The organism is Verminephrobacter eiseniae EF01-2 (assembly GCF_000015565.1).
Lineage (GTDB): Bacteria > Pseudomonadota > Gammaproteobacteria > Burkholderiales > Burkholderiaceae_C > Acidovorax > Acidovorax eiseniae.
This window is the reverse complement of sequence record NC_008786.1, coordinates 1,459,036-1,484,655: the sequence shown is the minus strand read 5'-3', so window position 1 is coordinate 1,484,655 and position 25,620 is coordinate 1,459,036. Positions and strand designations below refer to the sequence as shown.

The window sequence follows — 25,620 nt, the reverse complement described above, 5'->3', positions numbered from 1 at the left end:
CACATCGTTGGCACATGTTAGCTACATGTGGCCTGCATCCGTGGCCTGCACGATCGGCACGGCGGCAAACCGGCGCCCGGGCGCCGCGGCGCTGCCCCGGCGTTGTGTGTAAAGTCCGCCCATGTCTTTGCCTGCCTTTTGCGCAACCACCGGCATGTTGGATGCGGCGGCCACGGCGGCGCGCCTGCCCTGGTCCGGTCTGGCCGATGAAATCGCCGCCCTGCTGCGCGACGGCAGCGTGGCGGTCCCCGCCCGCAGCATGCTGCCATTGGCGCATGGCGGCAGCCTGTTCGTGATGCCGGCCACCGACCACAGCGTGGCGATGATCAAGCTCATCACCCTGACCCCCGGCAACGCCGGCACCGGGCGCGCGTCGATACAGGGCGATGTGCTGGTGTTCGACTGCGCCACCGGCGAGCGCCGGCTGGTGCTCGACGGCCCCACCGTCACCGCGCGCCGCACGGCGGCCGTCTCGCTGCTGGCCGCCCGGCTGTTGGCGCCGGCGCCGCAAGGCCCTTTGCTGATCGTCGGCGCCGGGGTGCAGGGCCGCTCCCATGCCGAGGCTTTCATTCAGGGCCTGGGGGTGCGCGAGGTCTGGGTGGCCTCGCGCAGCAGCGCCAGTGCCTTGGCCTTGGCCGCGCAGGTGCAGGCCCTGGGTGCCCAGGCCCGGGTGGTGGCCGACGCGGATGCGGCCGCGCCCCACTGCCCGCTGATCGTGACCTGCACCACCGCCCGGCGCGTGGTGCTGGCGGCCGCGCCGCGCCCCGATGCCTTTGTCGCCGCAGTGGGCGCCTTCACCCCGGCGATGCTGGAACTGGCCCCGGCGCTGTGCCGGCATCTGGCGCAGCAGGGGCAGATCGTGGTCGATTCCCCGGATGCCGGCCACGAGGCCGGCGATCTGCTGCAAGCCGGACTTGACGTGGCGGCCATGCCGGTGCTCGGGGATGTGGTGCAAGGCCGGTGGACGGCCGGCTCCGGGCCGGTGCTGTTCAAAAGCTGTGGCTGGGCCGGCTGGGATCTGGCCGCAGCGCGGCTGGCCATGCGCACGGCCATGCACGACGCATAGCGCGGCGCGGCGCGGCTGAGCGCGCGCTGCCATCCACGTCCTCACGCCTTGGGCAGCGTCACCCCGACCTGGCCCTGGTACTTGCCGCCACGGTCGCGGTAGCTGACCTCGCAAACGTCGTCCGCGTCGCTCTCGAAGAACAGCACCTGCGCGCAGCCTTCGCCGGCATGGATGCGGGCGGGCAAGGGCGTGGTGTTGGAGAACTCCAGCGTCACAAAGCCTTCCCATTCGGGCTCGAAGGGGGTCACGTTGACGATGATGCCGCAGCGGGCATAGGTGCTCTTGCCCAGGCAGATGGTCAGCACATTGCGCGGAATGCGAAAGTACTCGACCGTGCGGGCCAGCGCGAAGCTGTTGGGCGGGATGATGCAACTGTCGCCCGCGAAGTCGACGAAGCTCTTGGCGTCGAAGTTCTTGGGGTCGATCACCGTGCTGTGGATGTTGGTGAAGACTTTGAATTCGGGCGCGCAGCGAATGTCGTAGCCGTAGCTGCTGGTGCCGTAGCTGATGATTTTGCGGCCTTCGACCTGCCGCACCTGGCCAGGCTCGAAAGGCTCGATCATGCCGTGCTCGGCGACCATGCGGCGGATCCATTTATCGCTCTTGATGCTCATCGCAGACCTTCTTGCGCCATGGCCCGGGCGGGTCGCCATGCGCTATTTGATTTGTAGCTTGCAGCACATGGAGATCATGCGCCAGCGTAGTATTTTGCTTGAGAAATCACGGTGCGCTCGATGACCCGGTCGTCCCCCAGCACGATCAGCGCGAACAGCAACTCGTCCAGGCTTGCGGCCTGGCCGGTGCGGCGCTCGAGCAGCGGCGTGGCGCGGGGGTTGAGCACCACGAAGTCGGCCTCGCAACCGGGTTGCAGGTTGCCCACCACGCCGGCCAGGCCCAGGGCCTTGGCGGCGCCTGCGGTGTGCAGCCACCACAGGCGCCGGGGTGACAGATCGAACGCCGGCGGGACGCGCCGCGCACGCGCCACGTAATACGCGGCCAGCATGGTGTGCAACGGGCAAAAACTGCTGCCCCCGCCCACATCGCTGGCCAGGCCGTAGCCAAAGCCCGCGCGCTCGGCGCGGGCGTAGTCGAAAAATCCGCTGCCCAGAAACAGGTTGCTGCTCGGGCAGACCGCCGCCACTGCGCCGCTGGCGCGCATCAGCGCCCGGTCCTCGTCGTCGAAATGGATGCAATGCGCATACACCGCGCGCTGGCGCAGCAGGCCAAAGCCGTGGTACACGGCCAGGTAGCTGCGCGCGGCCGGGAACAGCGCGCGCGCCCAGCGCACCTCGTGCCGGTTTTCAGCCACATGCGACTGGATCCAGACATCGGGATGGAGCGCGGCCAACTCGCCCGCCCCGCGCAGTTGCTCGGGCGTGCTGGTGGGGGCAAAGCGCGGCGTGATGGCGTAGCCCAGGCGCTCCACGCCGTGCCAGCGCCGGATCAGCGCCTGCGTGTCGAGCAGGCTTTGCCCGGTCTGGTCGCGCACGCCGTCGGGCGAGTGGCGGTCTTGCAGCACCTTGCCGGCGATGAGCCGCATCTGCTGGCGCCGGGCCTCGGCAAACAGCGCATCCACCGAGGCCGGGTGCGAGCTGCCAAACGCCAGCGCCGTGCTCACCCCGTTGCGCAATAGTTCGGCGATGAAGAACTGCGCCACCTGCGCGCAATGCCCGGGCGCCGCAAAGCGCGTCTCCTGGGGGTAGGTGTGTTGCTCCAGCCAGGGCAGCAAACCGTCGGCCGGCGAGGCGATCACGTCGGTCTGCGGAAAGTGGATATGCATGTCGACAAAGCCCGGCGCCAGAATGCGCCCCGGCAACGGCACGACCGGCTGCCCGGCGTAGCGCGGCGCCAGCGCCTGCCACGCGCCTGCGGCCAGCACCCGCTGGCGGCCCTGGGCGTCCGGGCCTACGGCCAGCAGCCCGTCCTCGTCATACAGCGCCGTGCCGTCGTCGGCAAAGCGCAACAGGGCGCTGCGGTAGACGGGCATGCCGGGCTTTCAGGCGCTGGCCGCCAACGGCCAGCGGGGCAAAACGTCGAAGGCGTAGTCGGTGCCGGCCTGCTGCACCCCGGCCTGCAGGCGCATCGCGGCGGCCAGCGCAATCATCGCGCCGTTGTCGGTGCACAGCGCCAGTTCCGGGTAGTGCACGCGCAGCCCGCTGTCGGCGCAGGCGGCGTCCAGTTGCTGGCGCAGGCGCCGGTTGGCCCCCACGCCGCCGGCCACCACGATGCGTCGCAGGCCGGTCTGGCGCAGCGCCGCCAGGGTTTTTTTCACCAGCACTTGCACGATGGCGGCCTCGGTGCTGGCTGCCAGATCGGCCTTGCGGGCCGGCAACTGGTCGCCGAGCTTTCTGACCTGCGTGAGCACGGCGGTTTTCAGGCCGGCGAAGGAAAAGTCCAGATCGCCGCTGTGCAGCAAAGGCCGTGGCAGCCCGAATGCCGTGGCACTGCCTTGTTCGGCCAGCCGCGCCAAGGCGGGGCCGCCGGGGTAGCCCAGGCCCATGAGCTTGGCGGATTTGTCGAATGCCTCGCCCGCTGCGTCGTCGATGGTCTCGCCCAGCAGCGCGTAGCGGCCCACGCCGTCCACACGCATCAGCTGCGTATGGCCGCCCGATACCAGCAGCGCGACAAACGGGAACTCCGGCGGGTCCGCGCTCAGGAACGGCGACAGCAAATGCCCTTCCAGGTGGTGCACGCCCAGCACCGGCTTGCCCAGGGCCGCCGCCAGCGCGCAGGCCAGGCCGGCGCCCACCAGCAGCGCCCCGGCCAGGCCGGGGCCGCGCGTATAGGCCAGCACATCGACATCCGCCAGCCGCTGGCCGGACGCGCGCAGCACCTGCGTGGTCAGCGGCAGCACGCGGCGGATATGGTCGCGGCTGGCCAGTTCCGGCACCACGCCGCCATAGGCTTGGTGCATCTGCACCTGGCTGTGCAGCGCATGCGCCAGCAGCCGGGGCCGGGCAGCGCCGATCGAACGCACCAGCGCCACGCCGGTTTCATCGCACGATGATTCAATGCCCAGGATCAGCAAGCCCATGGCGCGAGTGTAAAACCCGAAAGCGCTGACACCCCGGGTGGGCTGCCCCCGCACTTTCCCCTCGGGTCGCCTGCGCCCCGGCAAAGCCGGTTTTGCGGCGTCCCTAGTGTCGCGTCACCGATCATCTGTCGGTCTGCGCTGGCCATCGAAGCGCATCGCGGCGTTGCATCGCTTGCCAATACGCTCGGTATGGGCTGCGCGATGCGCCTTGCGCTGCGCTCCGATGGCTGCGCGCAGCCTACGACATCTGATCCGTGACACGACACTAGCGCGGGCCGTCGGAAAACTGGTGTAATTTGCAGGCCCTTTGCCACTGCCCGAGAAGGCCCGCCACCATGCCCACTTGCCCCGCCGCGCCGCGCCGCTGGCTCAGCCCGCGCCACCTGCTGTGGGCTTCGGTGGCCGTGGCGCTGCTCACCATTGTGCTCAAGACGCTGGCCTGGCATGTCACCGGCTCGGTGGGTCTGCTGTCGGACGCAATGGAGTCGTTCGTGAACCTGGCCGGCGCCATGTTTGCGCTGGCGATGGTGACGGTGGCGCAGCGCCCGGCCGATGACGACCATCCCTATGGCCACCACAAGGCGGAATACTTTTCCTCCGGCTTCGAGGGCGTGCTGATCGTGGGCGTGTCGGTGGGCATCCTGTGGGCGGCCGGGTACCGGCTGCTGGAGCCGCAGCCGATCGCGCAGCCCGGCTGGGGCATGGGACTGTCGCTGCTCAGTTCGGCGCTCAATGGCCTGCTGGCCTGGATGATGCTGCGCTCGGCGCGCGAGCACCGCTCGGTCGCGCTGGAGGCCGACGCCCGCCACCTCGTCACCGATGTCTGGACCTCGGCCGGCGTGCTGGCCGGCATTGCCGGCGTGGCCCTGACCGGCTGGCTCTGGCTGGACGCGCTGGCGGCCATCGCCGTGGCGCTGAACATCCTCAAAGAAGGCGCAACGCTGGTGTGGCGCTCGTCCCAGGGCCTGATGGACAGCGCCGTGGAACCCGCCGTGCAGGCCCGCATCGACAGCACGCTGCGACAGTTCGTGCAAGCGCAGCCGCCCGGGGCCTTGCGCTTCGACCATGTGATTACCCGCCGCGCAGGCCAGCGCCAGTTCGTCGACCTGCACCTGCATCTGCCCGCCGACTGGACCTTGGGCCAGGCCGCCACGCTGCGCGGCCAGCTCGAGCAGTCCTTGATGAGCGCCATGCCCGGCCTGCGCGCCACCATCGAACTGTTGCCGACCGATGTCGAGGCGCTCGGTGATCCGGGGGCGGCAGCGCGCTGCTGAGGGCTGGTGCATCAGCGGCCGAACCGGCAAGTGGCTGCGCGACGGCCGACGGGCCGCGACAATATCCCGGGCTGAGCCTGGCCCGATCATCTTTGCCTCTGGAGACATTCATGAGCCTTCCCGCCCCTCTTCCCGGCCTGAATTTCCAACTCGGCCCGGACATCGATGCGCTGCGCGACGCGGTGCGCGATTTCGCGCAGGCCGAAATCGCGCCACAGGCGGCGGAGATCGACCGCAGCGACCAATTCCCGATGGCGCTGTGGCGCAAGATGGGCGCCCTGGGGCTGCTCGGCATCACGGTGCCCGAGACCTATGGCGGCGCCGCGATGGGCTATCTGGCCCATATGGTGGCCATGGAGGAGATCTCGCGCGCCAGCGCGTCTGTCGGCCTGTCCTACGGGGCGCACAGCAATCTGTGCGTGAACCAGATCAACCGCAACGGCAGCCCTGAGCAAAAGCGCAAGTACCTGCCCCGGCTGATCAGCGGCGAGCATGTGGGGGCGCTGGCGATGAGCGAGTCCGGCGCCGGTTCCGACGTGATCAGCATGCAACTGCGCGCCGAGGACAAGGGCGGCTACTACCTGCTCGATGGCAGCAAGATGTGGATCACCAACGGGCCGGACGCCGATATCCTGGTGGTGTACGCCAGAACCGGGCCCGGAACGGGCAGCCAGGGCATCACGGCCTTTCTGATCGAAAAGGGCATGCCCGGCTTTGGCTGCGCGCAAAGGCTCGACAAGCTGGGCATGCGCGGCAGCCCTACCGGCGAGTTGGTGTTCGACGGTGTGCAAGTCCCTGCGGCCCAGGTGCTCGGTGGCCTCGATCAGGGCGCCAAGGTGCTGATGAGCGGCCTGGACTACGAGCGCGCAGTGCTCACCGGCGGCCCGCTGGGCATCATGCAATCGGTGCTCGATCATGTGCTGCCTTACATCCATGAGCGCCAGCAGTTCGGCCAGAGCATCGGCCAATTCCAACTGATCCAGGCCAAGGTCGCAGACATGTACACGACGCTGCAAGCGGGCCGCGCGTTTGCCTACACGGTGGCCAAGAACCTGGACCTGCTCGGCACCGGGCATGTGCGCCAAGTGCGCAAGGACTGCGCCAGCGCAATCCTGTGGTGCGCCGAGAAGGCCACCTGGATGGCCGGCGAAGGTCTGCAAATCCATGGCGGCAATGGCTACATCAACGACTACCCGCTGGGCCGCCTGTGGCGCGATGCCAAGCTCTATGAGATCGGCGCCGGCACCAGCGAGATCCGCCGCATGCTGATCGGCCGCGAGCTGTTTGCCGAAACCTGTTGAGCCGCCGCCACGCGCGCCACCCGCAGGCAGCCCCCGGAGCCAACCCGCAAACCCCATGACCTCATCGATCGAAGACCTGTTTGTGCACAACCGCGCCTGGGCGGCCCGGATGGAGCGCGAGCGGCCCGGGTTCTTCACCGGCCTGCTGGCGCAGCAGCAGCCCAAGTACATGTGGATCGGCTGCTCGGACAGCCGCGTTCCGGCCAACCAGATCACGGGCCTGGAGCCTGGCGAAGTGTTCGTGCACCGCAATGTGGCGAATGTGGTGGCGCACACCGATCTGAACTGCCTGTCCACCATCCAGTACGCCATCGACCAACTGCATGTCGCGCACCTGATGGTGGTCGGCCACTATGGCTGCGGCGGCGTGCGCGCGGCGCTGGAGGGCACCCGCGTCGGGCTGGCCGACAACTGGATTCGCCATGTGCAGGATGTGCGCGACCGCCACCGGGAGTTGATCGCGTCCATCGCCCCGGACTGGCGCCACGACGTGCTCTGCGAGCTCAATGCCATCGAGCAGGTGGCCCATGTCGCGCAGACCACGGTCATGCTCGATGCCTGGGGCCGGGGCCAGAAGGTCACGCTGCATGGCTGGTGCTATGGGCTCAAGGACGGGCTGATCAACGACCTGCAAATGACCGTCGACAGCACCGCAGGGCTGGACGCGATCTACCAGGCGGCCATCGCCGGCGTCGCCGGCGCCGTCAGAACGCCGGCGCCCGCATGAACCGGCGCAGCCCGGGCCGGCAGGGCCACAATGCGCCAAACCAACCAATCAACCAAGGAGCAACCGATGCCAGCATCCCCCCAAGACCCCATCGTCATCGTCGGCGCGGCCCGCACCCCCATGGGGTCGTTGCAGGGCGACTTTGCCGACCTGGCCGCCCACGACCTGGGCGGCGTGGCCATCCGGGCCGCGCTGGCGCGTGCCGGCCTGGCGCCCGAGACCGTGGGCGAAGTGTTGATGGGCAACTGCCTGATGGCCGGCCAGGGCCAGGCGCCCGCCCGCCAGGCGGCGTTCAAGGGCGGACTGCCCGACAGCGCAGGCGCGGTCACGCTGAGCAAGATGTGCGGCTCGGGCATGAAGGCCGCGATGCTGGCCCACGACATGCTGCTGGCCGGCACGCACGAGGTGATCGTGGCCGGCGGCATGGAGAGCATGAGCCGCGCCCCCTACCTGCTGCAAAAAGGCCGCGCCGGCTACCGCCTGGGCCATGACCGCCTGTACGACCACCTGATGCTCGACGGCCTGGAAGACGCCTATGAGGCCGGCCGCTCGATGGGCACCTTCGGCGAAGACTGCGCCGCCCGGTACCAGTTCAGCCGCGCGCAGCAGGACGCCTTTGCCAGCGCCAGCGTGCAGCGCGCCCAGGCCGCCACCGCGTCGGGCGCCTTCGCCGCCGAAATCGAGCCCGTCGCCGTCAAGACCCGCGCCGGCCAGACCCTGGTGTCGATCGACGAAGGGCCCGGCAAAATCCGGCTCGAAAAAATCGCCACGCTCAAACCGGCCTTCAAAAAGGACGGCACCATCACCGCCGCATCGAGCTCCAGCATCAACGACGGCGCCGCAGCGCTGGTGCTGCTGCGCGCATCCAGCGCGCAAAAGCTCGGCTGCCAGCCGCTGGCCCGCATCGTGAGCCACGCCACGCACGCGCAAGCGCCGCAATGGTTTGCCACCGCCCCGCTGGGCGCCGCGCAAAAAGCCCTGGCCAAGGCCGGTTGGGCCGTCGGCGATGTGCAGTTGTGGGAGATCAACGAGGCCTTTGCCGTCGTGCCCATGGCGCTGATGAAAGAGCTGAACCTGGCGCACGAGCAGGTCAATGTGAACGGCGGCGCCTGCGCGCTGGGCCACCCGATCGGCGCCAGCGGCGCGCGCATCGTGGTCACGCTGATCCATGCGCTCAAGGCCCGCGGCCTGCGCCGGGGCCTGGCCACACTGTGCATCGGCGGTGGCGAAGCCACGGCGCTGGCGCTGGAATCGATGTGACACCGCCCCGGCAGTGAACGGCGCCGCCTGGCCCGGAGCGCGGCGCCGGCAGCCTCGTGTCGCGTCACCGATCATCTGTCGGTCTGCGCTGGCCATCGAAGCGCATCGCGGCGTTGCATCGCTTGCCAATACGCTCGGTATTGGCGGCGCGATGCGCCTTGCACTGCGCTCCGATGGCTGCGCGCAGCCTACGACATCTGATCGGTGACGCGACACTAGCGCCGGCGCCCCGGTTCAGCGGGTTCCCGGATTTTCAGGCATGGCCAATGATCGAGGCCGTGGCCATCGGTTCTTCGAGCAATGCCAGCGAAACCTTGCCCGAGACCGCATCCGGGTCGAGCGCGGGCTTTGCGCAGTACTTGGGCAAGATCGCATGCTGGACCCTGGACAGGTTCACCTGCCCCATGGTCCAGCCGCCGAGGCGACGCTCGGTGATCTCCTCGTAGTGCAGCCGTTGCACGTCGCGGTGGCGCGGGTTGCGCTGTATCTGGCCATACAGCGCGCTCACGGCGTGGCGCCCGCCCTCGATGGCTGGTGCAGAAAGACCCCGGCGCCGTAGCACAGCACACCGGTGATGCCGCAGCCCGGGTTGTGCTGATGGGCCTAGTGTCGCGTCACGGATCAGATGTCGTAGGCTGCGCGCAGCCATCGGAGCGCAGCGCAAGGCGCATCGCTTGCCCATACCGATCTGTATTGGCAAGCGATGCAACGCCGCGATGCGCTTCGATGGCCAGCGCAGACCGACAGATGATCGGTGACGCGACACTAGGTGAGGATGGCCTCGATGGCCGCCGCCGAAGTGCCGACCGCACGGCGGGCATAGAGCAGGCGCCCCGGCAGGGTCAATTCCTGCCAGGGAGCAGGGCGAGGAATTCACGGCGCAGCGCGCTGTCCTTGAGGAACACGCCGCGCATCACCGAGTTGATCATCTTGCTGTCCATTTCGCGCACACCGCGCCAGGACATGCAAAAGTGGCTGGCCTCCATCATGATCGCCAGCCCGTCGGGCTGGGTTTTCTCCATGATCAGGTCGGCCAGTTGCACCACGGCTTCTTCCTGGATCTGCGGGCGGCCCATGATCCAGTCCACCAGCCGCGCGTACTTGGACAGGCCGATCACGTTGGTGTGCTCGCTGGGCAGCACGCCGATCCAGATCCTGCCGACCACGGGGCAAAAATGGTGGCTGCAGGCACTGCGCACCGTCAGCGGCCCGACGATCATGAGTTCGTTCAGCCGCTCGACGTTGGGAAACTCGGTGATCGGCGGCGCCGGCACATAGCGGCCCTTGAACACCTCGTTGAGGTACATCTTGGCCATGCGGCGCGCAGTGTGGCGGGTGTTGTGGTCGTCCTCGGTGTCGATGACCAGGCTGTCGAGCATGCCCTCGATCTTGACCTCGACTTCATCGAGCAACTGCGCCAGCTCGCCAGGCTCGATGAACTGGGCAATGTTGTCGTTGGCGTGAAAGCGCTTGCGCGCTGCGACGAGCCGCTCGCGGATTTTGACGGAAACCGGACTGCCTGGGTCCGGCGGGAGGGGCGCCATGGCGCCTGCGGGTGGACTGCTCATGGCCCGCATCGTACCAGTGAACGGCCCGCGCACAGGCGCAATGGTTTTCGCCCCGGGTGCAAGCCAATCATACGTCATAAGCTACTATTTCAATAGCGTCACCGGGGTCGGCCCGGGCGCCTTCGCGCCCTGGGCAGTCGTCCCTGCGGGAATCGGGCGGCAGTGTATGCGAGCGGGGTATGCCGGCGGGTTTTCCCGTTGCCCTGTGCGCTCGATCCCATCGCCGCCGGCATCGCTGCGGGTATGAGCAATCATTTGCCGGAGCGCGCACCAGGCAGACGCGCAGCGAGGTGCCACGGCCCGACGAATCCATCGTTCGCACGGAGGCTCAATAACGCTGGCCCGTGACCCACAGGGCCAGCCGCATCAGCGCGTAGGCGATGCGCTCGAGCAGGCGCTGGCGCAGCGGCCGGCCGGCGTAGCGCGCCGGGTCCATGCGCCGCCCGGCTTGCTGTATCGCGCGCAGCAGGCGCTGGCGCAGGTCGCAGGCAAAGGCGGCGTCTTGCACCACCACGTTGGCCTCACGCGCCAGCAGCAGGCTCAACGGGTCCAGGTTCGACGAACCCACGGTGGCCCAGGGTCGGCGGCCCTGGGCATCGATCACGGCCACCTTGGCATGCAAAAAGCTCGGGGCGTATTCGTAGATCTCCACCCCGGCGGCCAGCAGCGCGCCATACACCGGCCGGGCCGCGTGGTACTGCATGAAGTGCTCATAGCGCCCCTGCAACAGCAGGCGCACGCGCACCCCCCGGAGCGCGGCCAGCACCAGCGCGCGGCGCAGTTTGCCGCCGGGCATGAAGTAGGCATTGGCAATGATGATCTCGCGCCGCGCGGCACCGATGGCGCGGCGGTAGGCGCGCTCGATCTGGCTGCGGTGGCGCAGGTTGTCGCGCAGCACCAGCGCGGCGCGCATGAACTGCCCGGCATCGCCGTGGGCCGCGCGCCTGGCCGCACTGGTCACACTGGCCGTGCGCAGCGCCTGCAACGCTTGCAACGCCTCGGGCAGGCGCCGCTGGCGCGCATCGCGCACGGCCTGCAGGCGCCACCACAGTTGCTCCATCGCGTCGCTGGCCAGCGCCACCAGGCTGCCGCTGGCGCGCACGGCAAAATCGAGACGCGGCGCTTCGAGCCGGCCATGTTTGGGGTCGTGAAAGTCATCGAGCACATTGATGCCGCCGCAAAACAGCAGGCGGCCATCGACCACGCACAGCTTGCGGTGCAGCCGGCGCCAGCACCGGGGCAGCAACAATCCCAAGGGCCCCAGCGGCGAGTACACGCAGCACTGCACCCCGGCGGCGTGCAGGCGCTCGGCCCAGACGCGGGGCAAGGGGCCGGTGCCCACGCCATCGACCACCAGCCGGGTGCGCACGCCACGCGCGGCGGCGCGCATCAGCGCCTGGGCCACGCTCGCGCCCGAGTCGGTGAAGTCGAAGATATAGGTCTCGAACTGTATGTCCGACAGCGCGGCGTCCATGGCCTCGATCAGGGCCGGAAAAAGCTCCCCGGTCCCTTGCAACAGGCGCACCCGGTGGTCTGCGGCAAATCCGGATGCCTGGGCCATGGTCGGCTTTTTCGTCACGGGTTCAGCGCCGGAATTCGGCGATCAACGGCAGGTGGTCCGACATGCGCCACCAGATCCGGCCTCGCGGCACATGCAGCGACAGCGGTGCCAGCCCGCGCGCATACACATGGTCGAGCTGCACCAGCGGCAACCGTGCCGGGTAGGTAAAGGCGCGCGGCGCATCGAACTCCAGCAGCGCAAAGCCGGCCAGCATGCGCTTGACCTGCACGCCCCAGTCGTTGAAGTCCCCGGCCACCACCAGCGGCGCGGCGGACGGCACCTCGCGCTCGATGAAGCCTTGCAGCCGCTCGATCTGGCGCATGCGGCTGCCCGCTATCAGCCCCAGGTGCACCACGATCACGTGCAGGGGCCGGCCATGGACATCGAGCTGCACATGCAGCAGGCCGCGCTGCTCGAAGCGGTGGTCCGACAGATCCTGATGCTGGTGCCCGATCACGGGCCAGCGCGACAGCAGTGCGTTGCCATGCTCGCCATGCCGGGTGACGGCGTTGGTGCGGTACACGGCTTCATAGCCTTCGGGCGCCAGGAATTGGGCCTGCGGCAGTTCGGGCCAGCGCTGAAAGTAGGCTTGCTCGCGCCGGTGCAGCTTGCGCACTTCCTGCAGGCAGACGATGTCGGCGTCGAGCTGCTCGATCGCCAGGCCCAGGTTGTGGATTTCCAGCCGACGCCCCGGGCCTATGCCTTGCACTCCCTTGTGGATGTTGTAGCTTGCCACACGCAAGATATCGTCTTGTTCCATGACCAGATTGTGTCGCAGGGAAGGTGAAACACCGCCCTGCACTGCCTGCGGCTTGTGCCGCTGAAGGGACAACGCCGGCGCCTGCCTGGTTTCGGAAGCCGGCGCCCGTTGCCGGATCAGTGGGCCTTGGCTGCGTCAGGGTTGCGCAAGCGGATGTGCAACTCGCGCAGTTGTTTTTCATCCACAGGGCTGGGCGCCTGGGTCAGCAGGCATTGTGCGCGCTGGGTCTTGGGGAAGGCGATCACGTCGCGAATCGACTCGGCGCCGGTCATCAGGGTCACGATGCGGTCCAGGCCAAAGGCCATGCCGCCATGCGGCGGCGCGCCATATTGCAGCGCGTCGAGCAGGAAGCCGAACTTGAGCCGGGCTTCCTCGGGCGTGATCTGGAGCGCGTCGAACACCTTTTGCTGCACATCGGCGCGGTGGATACGGACTGAGCCGCCGCCCATTTCCCAGCCGTTGAGCACCATGTCGTAGCCCTTGGAGATGCATTTTTCGGGCGCGCTGGCCATCCAGTCCTCATGGCCGTCCTTGGGCGCCGTGAAGGGGTGGTGCATGGCGCTGTAGCGCTGCGCTTGTTCGTCGAACTCGAACATCGGAAAGTCCACCACCCACAGCGCTGCCCAGCGCTCCTCGAACAGGCCGTTCTTCTTGCCGAATTCGCTGTGGCCGATCTTGGTGCGCAATGCGCCGATGGCGTCGTTGACGATCTTTTCCTTGTCCGCGCCAAAAAAGATCAGATCGCCGTCCTGGGCACCCGTGCGCGCAAGGATTTCGGTGAGCGCGGCATCGTGCAGGTTCTTCACGATCGGCGACTGCAGGCCGTCACGCCCGCGGGCACGCGCGTTGACCTTGATGTAAGCCAGGCCCTTGGCGCCGTAGATCTTGACGAACTCGGTGTAGGCGTCGATCTCGCCGCGCGAGAGGCCGCCGGCGTCGCGCGCGCCGCCGGGCACGCGCAGGCCCACCACGCGGCCGCCCTTCATGCCGGCCGCGCCCGAGAACACCTTGAAGTCGACATCCTTCATCACCCCGGTCAGCTCGGTGAATTCGAGCTTGACGCGCAGATCGGGCTTGTCCGAGCCGTAGCGGCTGGTCGCATCCTGGTAGGTCATCACCGGAAATTCGCCCAGGTCCACGCCCAGCGTGTTCCGGAACACCGTCTCGATCATGTCCTGGAACAGGTCGCGGATGTCCTGCTCTTGCATGAACGAGGTTTCGATGTCGATCTGGGTGAATTCGGGCTGGCGGTCGGCGCGCAGGTCTTCGTCACGAAAGCACTTGGTGATCTGGTAGTAGCGATCGAACCCGGCCACCATCAGCAGTTGCTTGAACAGTTGGGGCGATTGGGGCAGCGCAAAGAACTGGCCGTCGTGCACGCGGCTGGGCACCAGGTAGTCGCGCGCGCCTTCGGGCGTGCTCTTGGTGAGCATCGGGGTTTCGATGTCGATGAAGCCGTTGGCATCGAGGAAGTTGCGCACCTGCATCGCCACCTTGTAGCGCAGCATCAGGTTGCGCTGCATGTAGGGGCGGCGCAGATCGAGCACGCGGTGCGTCAGGCGCGTGGTTTCCGACAGGTTTTCCTCATCGATCTGGAACGCCGGCGTGACCGAAGGGTTGAGCACGTTCAGCGCGTGGCACAGCACTTCGATCTGACCGCTCTTGATCCGGTCGTTGCTGCTGCCGTCCGGGCGCGCGCGCACCAAGCCCGTGACCTGCACGCAGAACTCGCTGCGCAACCCTTCGGCGGTCTTGAACATCTGCTCGCGCTCGGGGTCGCACACCACCTGCACATGGCCTTCGCGGTCACGCAGGTCGATGAAGATCACACCGCCGTGGTCGCGGCGGCGGTTCACCCAGCCCGCCAGGGTCACGGTTTGGCCCATCAGGGCTTGGGTCACGAGACCGCAGTAGTGGGTGCGCATGGCCATGGCAAAAACTTCCGGCGCCGCAGTGGCGCGTCAAAGAGAGGGTTCATCGGAGCGCAGGGCTGCGAGCAACGGGTCCGCCGGCGCAACCACGCCCATGGACACGATGTATTTGAGGGCGGTATCCACGCTCATGTCGAGCTCTACGCAGTCGCTCCTGCGCATCATCACGAAGTAGCCACCGGTCGGGTTCGGGGTCGTGGGCACGTACACACTGACGAAATCGTCACGCAAATAGGCCGCCACTTCACCGCCGGGCGCGCCCGTGACGAAGGCCACGGTCCAGACACCATCGCGGGGCCATTGCACCAGCACGGCCTTGCGAAACGCATTGCCGCTTTCGGAGAACAGCGTATCCGACACCTGCTTGACGCTGGAGTAGATGGAGCGCACCACCGGAATGCGGTGCACCAGCGCGTCGCCCCACTGCACCAGCTTGCGCCCGGCAAAATTGCTGGCGATGGCGCCCACGAGCAACAAGATCAGCAGCGTCAGCACCACCCCGAAGCCCGGCACATGAACCCCCAGCAGTTTGTCGGGCTGCCATGCGCCAGGCAGGATCAGCAGGGTCTGGTCGAGCATGCCCACGATCCAGTTGAGCACCCAGGCGGTAATGACACCGGGCACGATCACCAGCAGACCCGTCAACAGCCATTTGCGCAACGCAGCCATGCCCGAACTCAGTTCGACGGGGCAGAAGAAGAACTGCTGCTGGCGCTGGAGGTGCTTGCGCTCGGCGCTGCTTTTTCCGCAGCAGCGCCGGTGCCGGTGCCGGCGGCTTCAGGCTTGGCATCCGTCTTGGCGTCCGCTTTGGCGTCGTCGGTCTTGGCCGGCGCGCTGCTGCCGCCACGAAAATCGGTCACGTACCAACCAGAGCCTTTGAGCTGAAAGCCCGCCGCCGTCAGCTGCTTGGCAAAAGCCTCGGCACCGCAGGCCGGGCATCGCGTCAGTGGCTGGTCGGAGAGTTTTTGCAGCACATCCTTGGCATGGCCGCAGGAGCCGCATCGGTAGGCGTAAATAGGCATATCGGTGTATCAAGGTCAAGGGCAAATGCAAAGCCTTCGATTATAGGTGGCGTGCCGATCCTGAAGGGGACGCCAAGCGGATTCCAAGCTAAGATCCAAGGCCCAAGGCACGCTACCCAAGGCTTTGGCACATGTTTTCACTGGAGGTATGAACCATGGCGCACCCCGAGTACTCTGCTTTTGCCATCGCCAATGCCTTCGTTCAGAAGGCTGGGCAAGGCGCCATTCCGAATCTGACACCCATGAAGCTGCAAAAGCTGCTGTATTTCACGCAAGCATGGCATCTGAAAGTCAGAGGCTTCCCGCTTCTCGATGATCACTTTGCGCGCTGGAAGCATGGGCCGGTGATACCGGCTGTCTACCATGAGTTCAGGGCTTATGGCCATCGGCCCATCACCCGCAAGGCGACGACCCTGGCAATGAGCGATGATGACTACGCCGTCAAAATACCGATGGTCCCCTTGGCGGATCGGGACACATGGGGTTTGATAGATGCCATCATCGACCGCTATGGCGCTGTCGATGCCCAGGAGCTATCGCGCATGACCCATCTGGAAGGTTCTGCGTGGGCTACGGGCGGCGGTGCCGACGGCACGGTAATCACCGCTGAACAAATTCGCAACGATCCTTCGATCCAATAAGTCCAACGATGGCCGATTTGCCTTCCAATCCGCCAAGCACGCCAGCGATAGATTGGAAGGAACAGATCCGTGGCAAGCAATCGTCCTCCACCGCCCATCAAGAGTCGGCCGTTGATGACGGGGCATCTCTGGACGGTGAGGATGCGCCGCCCTCCGGAAAATTCCCGGACGAGCTTCGCGACGAGAAGATTGCCGACATGCGGGCGAATCGGCAACTGCGCGAGAAGTTCGCAAACAAAGCCTATCGATTGGCTGTCGGATGCCTTGGGTGTTGGGGGGTCTTGCTGGCTGCACAGGGTTTCGTAAAAGCATGCTTCGGCATTGAGCTGTGGACCGAGAAAGTGATCATTGCCGTGACGACAGGGGTGACGGTCAGTGTTTTGGCGGCCTTTTTGGGAGTGATCCGCGGCCTTTTCCCGCACCGGGAAAGACAAAAGTAGCGGTTTCACCCCGTTTTCCGGCCCCATACCGTGTCGGCATTGGGCCCACACTGCCTTCTCGTCGTGGGGCCTGCCTCTTGTGATCGTCGATCCGCTGAGGCAACAGCGCGCCTGCTCGCCATGGCGGCCCGTTGCTACGGGAAGGACTCGGCCGCATGGGGCTGGCGACGAACAACCGCCACACCCCCAGGCCCATGGTCAGCGCCAACATGGTGGTGGCGCGCTGGCAGTACAGGCCAAGACCAGTGGCACTCGGGATGCGCCGCAGACCAGCGTCGCCAGGCTTGCGATGACCATGCCCATGGTGCCGCTCCGGCACTCCAGGGTGGGTTGAGGAGAGGCAAAAGATGGATGGCAACGGATGGAGTCACTTTCGCGCATCAGAAAACGCGGATGCGCATGAACCACTGCATCGCCAGCAGGCCGAGCACGAAACCGACCCCGCCGTAAATGATGGACTGCAGCAGGCGGTTGGTGCGCTTTTGCGCATCGAGCAGTTCGCGCAGAACCTGCTGCTGCTCCGCAGGGGGCTGGCGCAGCACGCCATGGAGCAGGCGCGGCAGTTCGGGCAGCAGCTTGGCGTAATGCGGTGCTTCGGCCCGTAGCTGGCGCCACAGGCGCTGTGGCCCCATTCGTTCGAGCATCCACTTTTCCAGGAAGGGCTTGGCGGTGCTCCACAGGTCGAGTTCCGGATCGAGCTCCCGGCCCAGGCCCTCGATGTTGAGCAAGGTTTTTTGCAGCAGCACCAGTTGGGGCTGGATCTCGACGTGAAAGCGGCGCGAGGTCTGGAACAGGCGCATCAGCACCATGCCCAGCGAGATCTCCTTGAGCGGCCGATCAAAGTACGGCTCGCACACGGCGCGGATGGCCGATTCGAGGTCGTTGGCCCGGGTCTCGGGAGGCACCCAACCGCTTTCGATATGCAACTCGGCCACACGCTTGTAGTCGCGGCGAAAAAAGGCCACGAAGTTCTGCGCCAGATATTCCTTGTCCGATTCGGTCAGCGTGCCCACGATGCCGAAGTCGAGCGAGATACAGCGCCCGAAAGTGGCCGGCTCCAGGCTGACCTGTATGTTGCCCGGGTGCATGTCGGCATGAAAGAAGCCGTCGCGGAACACCTGCGTGAAAAAGATCGTGACGCCGTCGCGCGCCAGCTTGGAGATGTCCGCCCCGGCTTGGCGCAGGCGCTCGATCTGGCTGATCGGCACGCCGTTCATGCGCTGCATCACCATCACCTCGGGGTGGCAGAAATCCCAGAAAACCTCCGGTATCAGCACCAGGTCCAGGCCCTGCATGTTGCGGCGCAGTTGCGCGGCATTGGCCGCCTCGCGCACCAGGTCGAGCTCGTCGTGCAGGTAGTTGTCGAACTCGGCCACCACCTGGCGCGGTTTGAGGCGCTTGCCGTCGGCAGACAGGCTCTCCACCCAGCCGGCCATCATGCGCATCAGGCTCAGGTCTTTTTCTATCACCGCCAACATGCCCGGGCGCAGCACCTTGACCGCCACCTCGCGCTCGATGCCCTGGCGGTCCCGCAGCGTGGCGAAATGCACCTGCGCGATCGAGGCGCTGGCCACCGGCACGCGCTCGAACGCGCCAAAGACCTGATCCACCGGGCGGTGAAACGCGCGCTCGATGGTGGCGATGGCGATCTCGGGCGCAAAGGGCGCCACCCGGTCTTGCAGCCGCGCCAGTTCGTCGGCGATGTCGGCCGGCAGCAGGTCGCGCCGTGTCGAGAGCACCTGACCGAACTTGACGAAGATCGGCCCCAGGCGCTCCAGCGCCTCGCGCAGGCGCTGCCCGCGCGGCGCGTCCAGACGGCGCCCGACGGACACCATGCGCGCCAGCAACCGCAGCCCGGGCTTTTGAAAGCTGTCGAGCACCAGCCCATCGAGGCCAAACCGGAACACCACCCACAAGATGGTCGCGCCCCGCAGAAAGCGCTTCATGCGTCGGCCCGGTCGGTGCCATTGGCCGGCACTGGCGCTGCCGCAGGAGGCTGTGCCGGCGGCGCCCGGCGCGCGCCCACGAACTGGCGCAGGGCCTGCGCCGCACGGCGGGCAAGCTGCGCCAGCATATGCGCGGGCATGTCGCCGATCACGCGCGCCAAGTCTTCCTCCGGCTCCCAGCGCACATGGTCCGCGAGCCAGTTGATGTCGGCGGCCAGTTGCACATCGCCTTCGATGCGGATGGCCGGCTTGTCGCCGCGCAACGCGCCCTGGGCCAACGCAAGCGCCGAGGGCTCGGACAGCTCCAGCCGCAGATCCGGCGCAGCCGTCTCGGGGGCCAGGTCGAACAGCCCGGCCGGCGTGATCAGCAGCGCCAGCGACCAACTGCGCCATTGCACGCGGGCCACGCGGCCTTTTTGCCGCAGCAAGCGCTCCATGGCCTGCTTTTCCTGCATCAGCACATGGTTGAGAAACAGCACCATGCGCTGCTGCATCTCATGCACCAGCCATTGCGGCGGTGGTTGCGGGCCGGCGGCCACGCGCGCGAGCAGGCCGTTCAGCAAGGAAAAAGGGGACTGTGGTGTTGCCATGGTCCCCCGATTATTCCCTGAACCGCAAGCCCGCCGGACGAGCGAAGAAGCCCGATGGCCTGGATTCTTACTGCAATGCCTGCACCCCGGCCACCAGCCAGCCGGTGCTGCCGGCCTTGGACTTGGTCATGTTCCAGACCTCACGGAAGGGGCTGGCGCCGGCCGATGGCTCTTCACGGATCATGCCGGAGAACTCGACGCTGGCCATGTAGCAGTCGGCCTGGTCTTCGATGCCCAGCAAGCGGGCCTCGATCATCACCGCCTCGGTCTGCTGGCTCTGCGCACCATGCTGCGCTTCGCGCTCGGCCAGTTGCGCGCGGATCTCGCCGAGCATGTCGTCGGTCATCATGGAGCGCAGCGTGCTGATGTCCGAACGGTCCCAGGCCGCTTGCAGCGTGACGAAATTGCGCTTGGCCGCAGCCAGAAAGCCGTCCGTGTCGAAGCCCTCGGGCACACCCCAATTCTGCGCACCGGCCAAGCCCGAGCCGATCACCACCCCTGCGGCCGGCTGGCGGCCAGCCATGCCGCTGCCCTCCCAGGGGCGCGCCGAGGCGTCGTTGCCCACGTTGTGGGGGCTGTACTGCACGGGCGCCTGCGCGGCCTGCGGCGAGCTTGCGCCCGCACCCTGCAAGGCCAGCCCGGAGCCGCCCGCGCCGCCTTGGCGGGCACGCAGCACCATCCTGTAGACGGCATAGGCCAGCATGGCGAGCAGCGCGATCATCAGGAACTGGCCAAAGCCTGCGCCCAGGCCCAGCGAATGCGCCAGCCAGGCCAGGCCCAGACCCGCCGCCAGACCGCCGAGCATCGCGCCCCAGGGCTTCGTCGCCGGTGCGGCCGCTGCCGGCGATGTTGCCGGCTTGGCGGCGTTCTGGGCTGGCGCTCCCGGACTGGCCGGCGGCGTTGCCGCCTCGCGCTGCGTCACGTTGCCCGATTGCCTGCCCATGGACTTGCCACCCCCGAGCCGCTTGGCGTCGGCATCGGCATGTGCCAGCACCAGCAGCGCGACCAACACCACAGACCACAGTTTCATCATGTCATTTCTCCATCACGTTAACACTTGTCACTTGAGCAGGAATCGCAGCATTGGTTCAACCACCGGCTCAACATTTGATGCCGACATGCAAGGCCACGATGCCCCCTGTCATATTGTGATAGTCCACATGCCCGAAGCCGCTTTGCTGCATCAGGCGCTTGAGCGCCTCCTGCCCGGGGTGCATGCGGATCGACTCGGCCAGGTAGCGGTAGCTGGCCTCGTCGCCGGCCACCCACCGGCCCAGCCGGGGCAGCACCTTGAACGAATACCAGTCGTAGGCCTTTTGCAACGGCCGGACCACCTTGGAAAACTCCAGCACCAGCAGCTTGCCGCCGGGCCTGAGCACACGGCACATCTCGGCCAGGGCCTGGTCCTTGTGCGTCATGTTGCGCAGGCCGAAGGCCACGCTCACCAGATCGAAACGCGCATCGGGGAAGGGCAGTTGCTGCGCATCACAGACCAGGGTGGGCAGCAGCACGCCGGCGTCGATCAGGCGGTCGCGGCCCAGGCGCAGCATGGCTTCGTTGATGTCGGTGTGGAGCACGCACCCCGAGGCTCCCACCTTCTTGGCAAACGCCAGCGCCAAATCGCCCGTGCCGCCGGCAATGTCGAGCACCTGACTGCCTTCGCCCAGACCGGCCGCGAGCACGGCGCAGGCTTTCCAGACGCGGTGCAGGCCCGCCGACATCAGATCGTTCATCAGGTCGTACCGGGGGGCGACGGAGTCGAACACGGCACGCACCTGGCCTGCCTTTGCCTGCTCGTCAACCGACTGGAAACCGAAATGCGTGGTGTTCATAAAAGTCATTGCCGCGACAGCCCTGCGGATGGGCAGGGGTGCTGCCGCGCCCAGCCCGCACCATTCTGAAGCAAGATGGCCGCTGGTGCAAGCATATATTGTGCGGACAGCTATTTTTTCAATAGCGCCCCGGGAATCGCGGGGGTTGGCTGCGGGTTGTGCGTGTGGCTCCAGCATGTCCAATCGAACTGCTGGGGGCTTGTTTCTTCCCATTGCAGGGTCGCCGCTGTGGCCGGGTAGACCGCCAGGGTCAGTGTCTGATTCTGGCCCACCATGGCCACACTGCGTGCATCATCGCACGGCGTGAAGCGGATGGACCTCATCGGCGGTCGGTCCGGCCCCGCTTGCTTGAGCCAGGCTTCTTTCAGGGTCCACTGCGCATAAAACCAGGACTGCTGCTCCTGCGGCGTTTTCCCGCTCCACCTTGGCAGGGCCGAGGGTTCATGCAGCCATTCAATCAGGGCGGGAAAGTCGCGTGCACGGTCGCAGCGTTCCACGTCCACGCCCACGGGCTGCCGTGCTACCGCACAGGCGAGCCAGTCAGCGCTGTGGCTCAAGGAAAAATGCCAGTCTCCGAAGTCCATGCGTTCGGGCATGGCCAGGATTCGGGGCGCAGCATCATCCGGCGCGGACAGGACGTAATCTTGCCAATGCCCCCCTGCCCGGGCCGCCAGGCATTGGCGCGCCAGCCAGTGTCCTGCGATGAACTGGGCACGCCGGCGCAGCGCCGTCATGGTGGCCAGGCGCGTTTGCTCCGGTTTGCTGAGCCAGCGCAGACCCAGGCCAGACAGGCCCGCATGGAGGGCGTCGACACTCTGGAGCGTGAGGCTGATGATCCTGTCGCCCGGGATCATGCCTAGTGTCGCGTCACCGATCATCTGTCGGTCTGCGCTGGCCATCGAACCGCATCGCGGCGTTGCATCGCTTGCCAATACGCTCGGTATTGGCAAGCGATGCGCCTTGCGCTGCGCTCCGATGGCTGCGCGCAGCCTACGACATCTGATCCGTGACGCGACACTAGTCTGGCGCCATGCGCTGGGGCAATGCCCGCCTTGGCCGGCCGTCAATCAGAGCTTGAACAGCTCGGTGCGGATGGCTTCTTGCAGACCCTGCACCCATTTGTTGTAGGAAGGGTGGATGAGCGGCTGGCCGCCATTCGGGTCGTAGTTCATGCCGATGCTGTTCTGATAGGCCAGCGAGTATTTTTCGGACGTATAGGCAATCAACACCATGACGGTGTGCTTGCCGCGAACATTCACTGTCGCCAGCAGTTGGCCGTCCCCCTGCTCGGCCGTGGTCCAGCCCTTTGCGGCTGCGCCGACCATGATGGCCTGCTTGACCTGGCAGAGGGGCGTCGTAACAGACCACCAGCACCTCGATGGCGCCGTCTGCCAGCAGCGCAGCGGCTTCGGTCAGTGCGGCTGCGGCGCTGGCGCGGCCCGCTGCAACGACCACCGTATTGCTCGTGTGTCCCCGTGCGATCGAATACAAAGCGGATATGGCGTTGTGCACGGAAAGACCAAATCCGGTGGGCGACAAAGGCTGCCCCCGCACCAGATCGCCCAACAGCGACAGGCTCCGCTCTGCATCGCCATAGCGCGAAGCAAACACCATCGGCGCCTGGGCTGCGGGCTGGCACCAATAGGCGACTTGGCAGGCCAGACGCCCCAAACGGTCCACGCGGCGGCGCATCATGGCCGGCATTTCAGCCAACGCCGGCACGGTGGCTACGGTCGGCCGGGGAAGTGGCGCAAAGCCTTCGGCCCACCTGAGCCAGGCAGCACGATCGATCAGGCCATCGGCATACGCCGACCATTCGAGAATGATGAACTCGAACGGCGCAGCAGACCCGTGGGCGGATGGCTTCACCCTCGATCGGGCCGGCATGTGCGTGGTTCTTCCAGATTGATTGCGTGGGGCGGGCCTGTGGTGCGCGAAGACCCGCAGTCTGCGTCCTGCGCCCGTTCGCCGATCGCGCCTTGGCGCGGTCGAGACCCGGGCTGCGCAGGTTCGCAGCGCAAGGCGTGGCGCTCAGTGGTCGGCGCAGGCATGGCCTGCGGCCTTGGGGGCCATCGGCGCATCGCGCTCGACACCCGCTGCGGCCAGCCGTTCGATGTACCGTGCCCACAGCGCCTGCTGCTGCTGGCCCAGTTCGTAGAGGTAGTCCCAACTGAAAAGGCCGCTGTCATGGCCGTCGGAGAATGTCGGCTTGACGGCGTAGTTGCCCACCGGCTCCAGGTTGACCAGGGTGACATCGCGTTTGCCGGTCTGCAGCACCTGCTGGTCCGGCCCGTGGCCCTGCACCTCGGCCGAGGGTGAATACACGCGCAGCAATTCGAACGGGATGCGGAACTTGGCGCCATCGGAGAACGCCACTTCGAGCACCCGCGACTTCTGGTGCACCGTCAGTGCCTGCGGCGTGGGCGCGCCGGCTTTCAAACCTGCCATGGGATCACCTTGTGAAAATGCGGGTCGACGACCACGGGGATTGTCCGGGATGCAACGCCTCATCTGCCGGCGGTCGGTGTTTTCCCTACCGAAGACGCCTTGCCACGCTCTTTCGCTGCGCTATGCTCGGGGCCTGGTTGTTCAACAATGTTGGCCCGTCGGCCACCGCCTGACGATGGTTTTACGGCAAAGGCAAGCATGTCCAGTCACCCCGCAGCGTATCAGGTCAGCAAGGGCTCGGCCCTGAGCGTGGACCGGGCTTTTTACCGCACGCTGATCGCCGAGCGCGCGCAGCGCCGATTGCTCGCCGCGCATGTGGTCCCGATCCGCAGCGGCTTTGCCTGGAAGGTGCCGGCCGGCCATCTGTTTCGCATCGTCACCCTCGAAGGCCCGCAGGTCGCCGACTTGAACCTCTGGAATCTGCACAACCCGCGCGAGCGCATGTGGGCCGCGCGCACGCGGCAGTTGCAGCAGGCGCATGTCAGCACGCACGACCGGCTCTGGTCGACGCTGCCCTATCTGCGCCCGCTGGCCACCATCACCGAAGACACGCTGGCGGGCTACGGCGCAGACCACGACGGCGCCCGCGTGCACGATCTGCTGGGCACCCGCTGCGACCCCTATGTGAACCGGCTGCTGACGGGCCAGGACTTTCACTTTCACTGCCACTCGAACCTGACCCGCGCGATTGCGCCGCATGGCCTGACCGAGTTCGATGTGCATGACGTGCTCAACGTGTTCCAGGTCACGGGCCTGAACGATGACGACAAGTACTTCATGAAGGCTTGCCCGGCGCAGCCTGGCGACTTTCTGGAGTTCTTCGCCGAGATCGACCTGCTGTGCGCCATCTCCACCTGCCCCGGCGGCGATTTGTCGGTGCCGATGTGGGGGCCGCAGGCGCGCGATCCGGTCGATGTCTGCAGGCCGCTGGGCGTCGAGGTCTACGCGCTCGACCCGGCGCTGCTGCAAGGCTGGACGGCGCCCGAAGTTTCCCCGTACCGGGGCGTCCACGGCCTGCATCCGGAAAAAGTCGCGTGGTCATCACGACGCCCGTGACCCCGACGCTGCCGCTGGCGCAGCGGATCAACCACCGGCTGCGCGACGACATCATCGACGGCAAGCTGCCGCCCGGCACGCAGTTGGTCGAAGTCGAGCTTGCCGCGACCTACGGCGCGTCGCGCAACACCATCCGCGAAGTCCTGCACCAGTTGGGCCACGAGGGCTTGGCCACCTTCGTGCGCCACAAGGGCGTGATCGTGCGCCGCATGGAACGCAAGGATCTGCGTGCCATCTACGCGGCGCGGCGCGCGCTGGAGTTGCAGGCCGTCAGCGGCGAGCGCGCGCTCAAGCCCGCGCTGCTGGACAAGATGCTGGCCGCCAACCAGGCGGCCGAGCGCGCGCTGGCCAGGCAGGACTGGCGCCGCGTCGGCACGCTCAGCCTGCAGGTGCACCAGCATCTGGTCGCGCAGTTGGGCAGCCGGTTGCTCGACGAGTTCTTTCGCACGCTGTGCGCGCAACTGCGTCTGGTGTTCGCTTCGGAAGTGGACGAAAGCCGCATTCAGACATCGGACTGGATCGCACGCGAACGCCTGATCCACGGCCTGCTGGTGCAAGGCCAGCGCAACGCAGCGGCGCTGGCGCTGGCGCGCTACCTGGACGATTCGGAGCGCATACTGACCGGCGTCCTGGCCCGGCTGAAAAACCGGCAAGGCCCATAAGCCCGTAACGGCCCCTGATACGCGCAGCAGCACCGGCACGCGCACCGGACGCCGCGCCGCGCATGAAAAGGCTGACACCCGGCGCCAGCAGCACCAGGGCCTTGAGGCCAATCACCACGGCTTGCGCCCCCTCTGCATGGGAATGCAACTGCGCATCGGCCGCCATCGCATCGATGGACAAACGGAGGTGGCGTGGCCGCATCGACAGGTTCTGATGGGTGTACTGCAGCCCATCAGACCGCCAGCGCCAAAACCAGCGTGCGGCGCACCCTCGCTGAACTGCCGGAACCATGAGGGATGACCGCCAGCGGGAATCGCCCGCAAGCAACTGGCGCCCCCATCGCGACATGGACGGTGCACGGGCCGAAGGCGGGGCCTTTGCCGGGCACGGCGCAGGGTGGGCCATCCACATCGCCCGCCATGGGCTTCACCATCCGGGCCATCCGGGCCGAATGGCCGACCTTTGCACGGACCAAAAGCGCGATGAAAGCCCGTGCGGCA

The 25,620-nt window shown here is 66.8% G+C and carries 28 protein-coding genes and 2 pseudogenes; 12 read left to right on the top strand and 18 right to left on the bottom strand.

Annotation, left to right across the window (positions count from 1 at the left end):
* Positions 1-121 precede the first annotated feature (121 nt).
* On the top strand, positions 122-1,066 hold the full coding sequence (locus tag VEIS_RS06540; RefSeq protein WP_011809115.1) for a delta(1)-pyrroline-2-carboxylate reductase family protein: 945 nt from the start codon (positions 122-124) through the stop codon (positions 1,064-1,066).
* Between the two features lie 41 nt (positions 1,067-1,107).
* Here VEIS_RS06540 and dcd read toward each other — a convergent pair whose 3' ends face one another.
* The 3 genes from dcd to tsaD all read right to left on the bottom strand — a co-directional run bounded on the left by dcd (position 1,108) and on the right by tsaD (position 4,100).
* Complete coding sequence (gene dcd / locus VEIS_RS06535; protein ID WP_041949854.1) at positions 1,108-1,680, bottom strand: dCTP deaminase; 573 nt, start codon at positions 1,678-1,680, stop codon at positions 1,108-1,110.
* Positions 1,681-1,754: 74 nt separating this feature from the next.
* Complete coding sequence (guaD, locus tag VEIS_RS06530) at positions 1,755-3,053, bottom strand: guanine deaminase (RefSeq protein WP_011809113.1); 1,299 nt, start codon at positions 3,051-3,053, stop codon at positions 1,755-1,757.
* Positions 3,054-3,062: 9 nt separating this feature from the next.
* Complete coding sequence (gene tsaD, locus VEIS_RS06525; RefSeq protein ID WP_041949853.1) at positions 3,063-4,100, bottom strand: tRNA (adenosine(37)-N6)-threonylcarbamoyltransferase complex transferase subunit TsaD; 1,038 nt, start codon at positions 4,098-4,100, stop codon at positions 3,063-3,065.
* Positions 4,101-4,206: 106 nt separating this feature from the next.
* Here tsaD and VEIS_RS25670 point away from each other — a divergent pair, with 106 nt between their 5' ends.
* From VEIS_RS25670 to VEIS_RS29635, 6 genes are all read left to right on the top strand, one after another.
* Entirely contained in the window at positions 4,207-4,395 is a 189-nt protein-coding gene (locus tag VEIS_RS25670; protein ID WP_232287862.1) for a hypothetical protein, read from the top strand.
* Positions 4,396-4,435: 40 nt separating this feature from the next.
* Complete coding sequence (locus VEIS_RS06520; RefSeq protein ID WP_011809111.1) at positions 4,436-5,374, top strand: cation diffusion facilitator family transporter; 939 nt, start codon at positions 4,436-4,438, stop codon at positions 5,372-5,374.
* A gap of 110 nt (positions 5,375-5,484) precedes the next feature.
* Positions 5,485-6,675 (top strand): isovaleryl-CoA dehydrogenase, encoded by a 1,191-nt coding sequence (locus VEIS_RS06515; RefSeq protein WP_011809110.1) that lies wholly within the window; start codon positions 5,485-5,487, stop codon positions 6,673-6,675.
* 55 nt (positions 6,676-6,730) lie between these two features.
* Positions 6,731-7,402, top strand: a complete 672-nt coding sequence (gene can, locus VEIS_RS06510; RefSeq protein ID WP_011809109.1) for a carbonate dehydratase — start codon at positions 6,731-6,733, stop codon at positions 7,400-7,402.
* A 66-nt stretch (positions 7,403-7,468) separates the two neighbouring features.
* Positions 7,469-8,662 (top strand): acetyl-CoA C-acyltransferase, encoded by a 1,194-nt coding sequence (locus tag VEIS_RS06505; RefSeq protein WP_011809108.1) that lies wholly within the window; start codon positions 7,469-7,471, stop codon positions 8,660-8,662.
* Positions 8,663-8,675: 13 nt separating this feature from the next.
* On the top strand, positions 8,676-8,870 hold the full coding sequence (locus VEIS_RS29635; RefSeq protein WP_198138092.1) for a hypothetical protein: 195 nt from the start codon (positions 8,676-8,678) through the stop codon (positions 8,868-8,870).
* A gap of 45 nt (positions 8,871-8,915) precedes the next feature.
* On the opposite strand, the pseudogene VEIS_RS06500 reads toward VEIS_RS29635, so the two are convergent.
* The 7 genes and pseudogenes from VEIS_RS06500 to VEIS_RS06470 all read right to left on the bottom strand — a co-directional run.
* A pseudogene (locus tag VEIS_RS06500) lies at positions 8,916-9,265 on the bottom strand (BLUF domain-containing protein); the annotation flags it as partial.
* 239 nt (positions 9,266-9,504) lie between these two features.
* A complete protein-coding gene (folE, locus tag VEIS_RS06495; protein WP_041950601.1) occupies positions 9,505-10,230 on the bottom strand; it encodes a GTP cyclohydrolase I in 726 nt (241 codons plus the stop codon).
* A gap of 328 nt (positions 10,231-10,558) precedes the next feature.
* Positions 10,559-11,791: a cardiolipin synthase ClsB gene (gene clsB / locus VEIS_RS06490; protein WP_011809105.1), complete on the bottom strand. Its 1,233-nt coding sequence runs from the start codon at positions 11,789-11,791 to the stop codon at positions 10,559-10,561.
* 22 nt (positions 11,792-11,813) lie between these two features.
* Positions 11,814-12,551, bottom strand: coding sequence for an endonuclease/exonuclease/phosphatase family protein (locus tag VEIS_RS06485; RefSeq protein ID WP_011809104.1), 738 nt, complete (start codon positions 12,549-12,551; stop codon positions 11,814-11,816).
* Between the two features lie 116 nt (positions 12,552-12,667).
* A complete protein-coding gene (gene aspS, locus VEIS_RS06480) occupies positions 12,668-14,482 on the bottom strand; it encodes an aspartate--tRNA ligase (RefSeq protein WP_011809103.1) in 1,815 nt (604 codons plus the stop codon).
* A gap of 30 nt (positions 14,483-14,512) precedes the next feature.
* Complete coding sequence (locus VEIS_RS06475) at positions 14,513-15,151, bottom strand: DUF502 domain-containing protein (protein WP_011809102.1); 639 nt, start codon at positions 15,149-15,151, stop codon at positions 14,513-14,515.
* 8 nt (positions 15,152-15,159) lie between these two features.
* A complete protein-coding gene (locus VEIS_RS06470; protein ID WP_011809101.1) occupies positions 15,160-15,504 on the bottom strand; it encodes an FmdB family zinc ribbon protein in 345 nt (114 codons plus the stop codon).
* 155 nt (positions 15,505-15,659) lie between these two features.
* On the opposite strand from VEIS_RS06470, the gene VEIS_RS06465 reads away from it, so the two are divergent.
* Together VEIS_RS06465 and VEIS_RS24675 are read left to right on the top strand one after the other, a co-directional pair.
* Positions 15,660-16,145, top strand: coding sequence for a Panacea domain-containing protein (locus VEIS_RS06465; protein WP_011809100.1), 486 nt, complete (start codon positions 15,660-15,662; stop codon positions 16,143-16,145).
* 8 nt (positions 16,146-16,153) lie between these two features.
* Entirely contained in the window at positions 16,154-16,585 is a 432-nt protein-coding gene (locus VEIS_RS24675) for a hypothetical protein (RefSeq protein WP_011809099.1), read from the top strand.
* A 380-nt stretch (positions 16,586-16,965) separates the two neighbouring features.
* Here the strand turns inward: VEIS_RS24675 and ubiB are convergent, their stop codons facing one another.
* From ubiB to VEIS_RS06435, 5 genes are all read right to left on the bottom strand, one after another.
* A complete protein-coding gene (ubiB, locus tag VEIS_RS06455; protein WP_011809098.1) occupies positions 16,966-18,531 on the bottom strand; it encodes a ubiquinone biosynthesis regulatory protein kinase UbiB in 1,566 nt (521 codons plus the stop codon).
* Positions 18,528-19,121, bottom strand: coding sequence for a hypothetical protein (locus VEIS_RS06450; protein WP_011809097.1), 594 nt, complete (start codon positions 19,119-19,121; stop codon positions 18,528-18,530). Before VEIS_RS06450 ends, ubiB begins: the two co-directional genes overlap by 4 nt.
* Positions 19,122-19,188: 67 nt before the next feature.
* Positions 19,189-20,154: a Tim44 domain-containing protein gene (locus tag VEIS_RS06445; protein ID WP_011809096.1), complete on the bottom strand. Its 966-nt coding sequence runs from the start codon at positions 20,152-20,154 to the stop codon at positions 19,189-19,191.
* A 67-nt stretch (positions 20,155-20,221) separates the two neighbouring features.
* Positions 20,222-20,953, bottom strand: coding sequence for a bifunctional demethylmenaquinone methyltransferase/2-methoxy-6-polyprenyl-1,4-benzoquinol methylase UbiE (gene ubiE, locus VEIS_RS06440; protein ID WP_041949852.1), 732 nt, complete (start codon positions 20,951-20,953; stop codon positions 20,222-20,224).
* A 110-nt stretch (positions 20,954-21,063) separates the two neighbouring features.
* A complete protein-coding gene (locus VEIS_RS06435; RefSeq protein WP_232287861.1) occupies positions 21,064-21,831 on the bottom strand; it encodes a 4'-phosphopantetheinyl transferase family protein in 768 nt (255 codons plus the stop codon).
* Here VEIS_RS06435 and VEIS_RS29625 point away from each other — a divergent pair.
* Positions 21,813-21,956: a hypothetical protein gene (locus VEIS_RS29625; RefSeq protein WP_198138091.1), complete on the top strand. Its 144-nt coding sequence runs from the start codon at positions 21,813-21,815 to the stop codon at positions 21,954-21,956. The two genes, VEIS_RS06435 and VEIS_RS29625, sit on opposite strands and share 19 nt — an antisense overlap.
* A gap of 64 nt (positions 21,957-22,020) precedes the next feature.
* On the opposite strand, the gene VEIS_RS30315 is transcribed toward VEIS_RS29625, so the two are convergent.
* From VEIS_RS30315 to VEIS_RS06425, 3 genes and pseudogenes are all read right to left on the bottom strand, one after another.
* Positions 22,021-22,278, bottom strand: coding sequence for a hypothetical protein (locus VEIS_RS30315; RefSeq protein WP_049773834.1), 258 nt, complete (start codon positions 22,276-22,278; stop codon positions 22,021-22,023).
* 22 nt (positions 22,279-22,300) lie between these two features.
* Positions 22,301-22,840 (bottom strand): annotated as a pseudogene (locus VEIS_RS31495) (beta-ketoacyl synthase chain length factor); the annotation flags it as partial.
* A gap of 144 nt (positions 22,841-22,984) precedes the next feature.
* Complete coding sequence (locus VEIS_RS06425) at positions 22,985-23,401, bottom strand: gamma-butyrobetaine hydroxylase-like domain-containing protein (protein WP_011809092.1); 417 nt, start codon at positions 23,399-23,401, stop codon at positions 22,985-22,987.
* Positions 23,402-23,599: 198 nt separating this feature from the next.
* Here VEIS_RS06425 and VEIS_RS06420 point away from each other — a divergent pair, with 198 nt between their 5' ends.
* Together VEIS_RS06420 and VEIS_RS06415 are read left to right on the top strand one after the other, a co-directional pair.
* Entirely contained in the window at positions 23,600-24,457 is an 858-nt protein-coding gene (locus tag VEIS_RS06420; protein ID WP_041949851.1) for an urea carboxylase-associated family protein, read from the top strand.
* Positions 24,436-25,119 (top strand): GntR family transcriptional regulator, encoded by a 684-nt coding sequence (locus VEIS_RS06415; RefSeq protein ID WP_011809090.1) that lies wholly within the window; start codon positions 24,436-24,438, stop codon positions 25,117-25,119. Before VEIS_RS06420 ends, VEIS_RS06415 begins: the two co-directional genes overlap by 22 nt.
* Positions 25,120-25,620: the final 501 nt, after the last annotated feature.

Coding starts and splice junctions, on each gene's coding strand:
- VEIS_RS06540 (WP_011809115.1), top strand. CDS start 122: ATGTCTTTGCCTGCCTTTTGCGCAACCACCGGCATGTTGGATGCGGCG.
- dcd (WP_041949854.1), bottom strand. CDS start 1,680: ATGAGCATCAAGAGCGATAAATGGATCCGCCGCATGGTCGCCGAGCAC.
- guaD (WP_011809113.1), bottom strand. CDS start 3,053: ATGCCCGTCTACCGCAGCGCCCTGTTGCGCTTTGCCGACGACGGCACG.
- tsaD (WP_041949853.1), bottom strand. CDS start 4,100: ATGGGCTTGCTGATCCTGGGCATTGAATCATCGTGCGATGAAACCGGC.
- VEIS_RS06520 (WP_011809111.1), top strand. CDS start 4,436: ATGCCCACTTGCCCCGCCGCGCCGCGCCGCTGGCTCAGCCCGCGCCAC.
- VEIS_RS06515 (WP_011809110.1), top strand. CDS start 5,485: ATGAGCCTTCCCGCCCCTCTTCCCGGCCTGAATTTCCAACTCGGCCCG.
- can (WP_011809109.1), top strand. CDS start 6,731: ATGACCTCATCGATCGAAGACCTGTTTGTGCACAACCGCGCCTGGGCG.
- VEIS_RS06505 (WP_011809108.1), top strand. CDS start 7,469: ATGCCAGCATCCCCCCAAGACCCCATCGTCATCGTCGGCGCGGCCCGC.
- folE (WP_041950601.1), bottom strand. CDS start 10,230: ATGAGCAGTCCACCCGCAGGCGCCATGGCGCCCCTCCCGCCGGACCCA.
- clsB (WP_011809105.1), bottom strand. CDS start 11,791: ATGGCCCAGGCATCCGGATTTGCCGCAGACCACCGGGTGCGCCTGTTG.
- VEIS_RS06485 (WP_011809104.1), bottom strand. CDS start 12,551: ATGGAACAAGACGATATCTTGCGTGTGGCAAGCTACAACATCCACAAG.
- aspS (WP_011809103.1), bottom strand. CDS start 14,482: ATGGCCATGCGCACCCACTACTGCGGTCTCGTGACCCAAGCCCTGATG.
- VEIS_RS06475 (WP_011809102.1), bottom strand. CDS start 15,151: ATGGCTGCGTTGCGCAAATGGCTGTTGACGGGTCTGCTGGTGATCGTG.
- VEIS_RS06470 (WP_011809101.1), bottom strand. CDS start 15,504: ATGCCTATTTACGCCTACCGATGCGGCTCCTGCGGCCATGCCAAGGAT.
- VEIS_RS06465 (WP_011809100.1), top strand. CDS start 15,660: ATGGCGCACCCCGAGTACTCTGCTTTTGCCATCGCCAATGCCTTCGTT.
- VEIS_RS24675 (WP_011809099.1), top strand. CDS start 16,154: ATGGCCGATTTGCCTTCCAATCCGCCAAGCACGCCAGCGATAGATTGG.
- ubiB (WP_011809098.1), bottom strand. CDS start 18,531: ATGAAGCGCTTTCTGCGGGGCGCGACCATCTTGTGGGTGGTGTTCCGG.
- VEIS_RS06450 (WP_011809097.1), bottom strand. CDS start 19,121: ATGGCAACACCACAGTCCCCTTTTTCCTTGCTGAACGGCCTGCTCGCG.
- VEIS_RS06445 (WP_011809096.1), bottom strand. CDS start 20,154: ATGATGAAACTGTGGTCTGTGGTGTTGGTCGCGCTGCTGGTGCTGGCA.
- ubiE (WP_041949852.1), bottom strand. CDS start 20,953: ATGAACACCACGCATTTCGGTTTCCAGTCGGTTGACGAGCAGGCAAAG.
- VEIS_RS06435 (WP_232287861.1), bottom strand. CDS start 21,831: ATGATCGGTGACGCGACACTAGGCATGATCCCGGGCGACAGGATCATC.
- VEIS_RS30315 (WP_049773834.1), bottom strand. CDS start 22,278: ATGGTCGGCGCAGCCGCAAAGGGCTGGACCACGGCCGAGCAGGGGGAC.
- VEIS_RS06425 (WP_011809092.1), bottom strand. CDS start 23,401: ATGGCAGGTTTGAAAGCCGGCGCGCCCACGCCGCAGGCACTGACGGTG.
- VEIS_RS06420 (WP_041949851.1), top strand. CDS start 23,600: ATGTCCAGTCACCCCGCAGCGTATCAGGTCAGCAAGGGCTCGGCCCTG.